General features: G+C 54.8%; 3 protein-coding genes. All 3 read left to right on the forward strand.

What is annotated here, in order from left to right:
- Positions 1–181: 181 nt before the first annotated feature.
- From M6D81_RS31270 to M6D81_RS31280, 3 genes are read left to right on the forward strand one after another with little or no spacing between them, the layout of a single operon-like run.
- The gene (locus tag M6D81_RS31270) at positions 182–706 is read left to right on the forward strand and encodes a DUF6431 domain-containing protein (protein WP_262681554.1); all 525 of its coding nucleotides are present in this window, start codon (positions 182–184) and stop codon (positions 704–706) included.
- Between the two features lie 49 nt (positions 707–755).
- Positions 756–2,108, forward strand: a complete 1,353-nt coding sequence (locus tag M6D81_RS31275; RefSeq protein WP_262681557.1) for a DDE-type integrase/transposase/recombinase — start codon at positions 756–758, stop codon at positions 2,106–2,108.
- Positions 2,101–2,901, forward strand: a complete 801-nt coding sequence (locus tag M6D81_RS31280) for an ExeA family protein (protein WP_262681558.1) — start codon at positions 2,101–2,103, stop codon at positions 2,899–2,901. The genes M6D81_RS31275 and M6D81_RS31280 overlap by 8 nt, the downstream gene beginning before the upstream one ends.
- The last annotated feature ends 96 nt before the right edge of the window (positions 2,902–2,997 follow it).

Consider the following 2,997-nt stretch of genomic DNA (forward strand, 5'->3'; position numbering starts at 1 on the left):
TGTTGCCGCTAGAAGATAACGTCCAATAGCTGGCTGGATTGCCTGTCCGGGAATTGCTGAATATAATGACCATATCATAGAAAAGGAAAAGGATGCCTCCCATGTATGTGGGCCTGCTGGAACAGGCTCACGGGATGCATCCCCCAAAACAACATGGTCATTGTATCAAATTATGAGCTGGATGAGAAGTCACCCGGTGTTTTTCGTTAGATGTGCAGAAGTGGTTCCTTCTCCTTGTTGCGGAGAAAAGATGCATGTCATTGGTAGCCGCAAGCGAAAACTCGTAAATGGAAGCGGAGAGCACCGCTTGCTCGTCATCCGCCGAATGCGCTGTTGCCAGTGTCGCAAGATACACCATGAGCTTCCAGATTGCGTGGTGCCCTTTAAGCGGTACGAATCCGAATGCCTAGAGCATGTCGTTTCGCAATCGGAGGCGGCATCCACGGTAGCTGCGGACGACGCGACTCTGCGTCGTTGGAAGCACTGGTTCCGGGAACAGTCCACGTACCTGCTTGGCGCTCTAAGATCTATCGCCATTCGCTTTCATCAGGACCCTGTGGAGAAGTCGTCCGCTCCTTCGCAGACTGCACATCAAGCTTATGGACACATTGTCGGGGACGCCCCCGGCTGGCTGGCGCGAATTGTCCGCCCGGTCGTCAATTTAAATTTGTGGGTACATACCCGTTCTGCATTCTTGTCCGGCTAGGTGCTGCGGTAGACTCATTTCGAAGTCTACTAAGCGAGGTGCAGAAGAAATGAAAGATCAAAAGAAAGCCGAATCCATTGCCTCTGAGCGAGTGCAGCTGTTGTCTCCGCTTCTTGCAGAAGGGCTCGACCCGGCCAAAGCCCGAGAGATCAAACGGCGGATCTGCGAGCAGACCGGACTATCCGAGCGAACGCTACGCCGGTATCTAGCAAAGTACCGCGAGGAAGGATTCGGCGGTTTGAAGCCTAAGGGCAAAGGGCGCAAGCCATTCGGGGCGACCATTCCGCAGGAAGTGCTGGAGCAAGCCATTTTGCTGCGTCGCGAAGTCCCCAGTCGGAGCGTGGCGCAGCTCATTCAAATTCTCGAGTGGGAAGATCGCATACAGCCTGGCGAAATCAAGCGCAGCACCCTGCAGGAGCTGCTGGCTCAGCGAGGTTACAGCACACGCCATATGCGTATGTACGCCGAATCCGGTGTTGCCGCAAGACGCTTCCAGCAGCGCCATCGTAATCGTCTGTGGCACTCCGATCTCAAGTACGGCCCCTACCTACCCATTGGTCCGAATGGCACCATGAAGCAAGTGTTCCTTGTGACGTTCATCGACGACGCGACACGGTTCGTGCTGCACGGCGCGTTCTACCCGGTCATGGACAAGACCATCGTCGAGGACTGCTTTCGTCATGCCATACAGAAGTTCGGCGTGCCCGAATCAGTCTACTTCGACAATGGTAAGCAATATCGAACCAAATGGATGACGCGCGCCTGCTCGAAACTAGGTATTCGGCTACTGTTTGCGAAGCCATATTCGCCGGAGGCTACCGGCAAGGTCGAACGCTTCAACCGCGTGGTTGACGCATTCCTGAGCGAGGCAGCACTAGAGAAGCCAAAGACGCTTGAGCGGCTCAACGAACTGTTTCAGGTGTGGCTGTCAGAGTGCTATCAGAACAAGTCACATTCTGCACTTGAGAATAAGCGGAGTCCAGAAACGGCCTACCGTAGCGATAAGAAAGCCCTCCGGTTCGTAGACCCGGACGAGCTTACGAATGCCTTCCTGCACTGCGAAACGCGCAAGGTCGACAAGTCTGGTTGCATCAGTTTCATGGACCGTAAATACGAGGTTGGCCTGCCGTTCATCGGCTGTACGGTCGATGTCGTATTCGATCCGTCGGACATCTCGGAGCTATCCATTGAGTATGCAGGGCATGCGCCTTGGCGTGTGCGAGAACTCGTCATTGGCGAACGTGCAGGCAAGCGGCCTCCGCTACCCGAGCATTTTGGTCCATTACCGGCCGATGCCTCAAGACTCTTGGCGGCAGCAGCAGAGCAAAACCGAGATCGCAAGGTGCAGCAGGCACCAGCCGTAGCCTACCGCAGGGTGAGTAAGGAGGACGGCCATGTTTGAGTCCTTCTACAGCCTGGGACATTCGCCATTCTCGCGAGATGTGCCGACAAACGAGCTATACGAGTCGGTTATTCTGGAGGAGACGTTAGGGCGACTCGAGTACGCTGCTCAGCGTCAGTGGTTCGCGGTCGTCACGGGAGATTGCGGTACAGGCAAGACAACGACGATTCGCCGTTTCACCGAGGTGCTTGACCCCGCCAAGTACAAGGTGCTCTACTTGTCGGAATCCAAGCTGACGCCGAGGCATTTCTACAAAGGGCTGCTCGAGCAGCTTGGCTGTGAGTCGAAATTCTACCGTGGCGATGCCAAGCGGCAACTCCATCGCGAGATTGCGCTCATGCGGGGCATTCACCAGTTGCAACCCGTGGTCGTCGTCGACGAGGCACATCTGCTAGATCGTGAGATGTTGGAGGAAGTTCGTTTCCTGCTCAACTTTAAGATGGATGCTCAGAGTCCCATGGCACTTATCTTGGTCGGGCAGAGTGAACTCTGGGATCGCCTGAACCTTCAGGCGTATGCAGCCATTCGGCAGCGTATCGACCTGCAGTGTAAGCTCCCGCATTATGATCGTGCTCAGACCGGTGATTACATTCGTCGCCATATGACGTTCGCCGGAGCGGAGCATGACATCTTCACGGACAGCGCGATCGACGACATCTACCGGTTCTCCAGCGGAGCTGCTCGGTTAGTCAACAAAGTTTGCACGCACGCTCTCATCTACGGCTCACAGAACAAACATCGGATCATCGATGATCATATGATTAAGCGTGTCATACAGGGAGAATTATCTTGATTCTCCCTTTCTCTTCATCTAGCGCGGACAGCTTATCCGTCACCAGCGGGACAACTTACGCCGTCAATCGGCGGACATTATGGTTTAGCAGTAACA

Source organism: Paenibacillus sp. J5C2022 (assembly GCF_025567625.1).
Taxonomy (GTDB): domain Bacteria; phylum Bacillota; class Bacilli; order Paenibacillales; family Paenibacillaceae; genus Pristimantibacillus.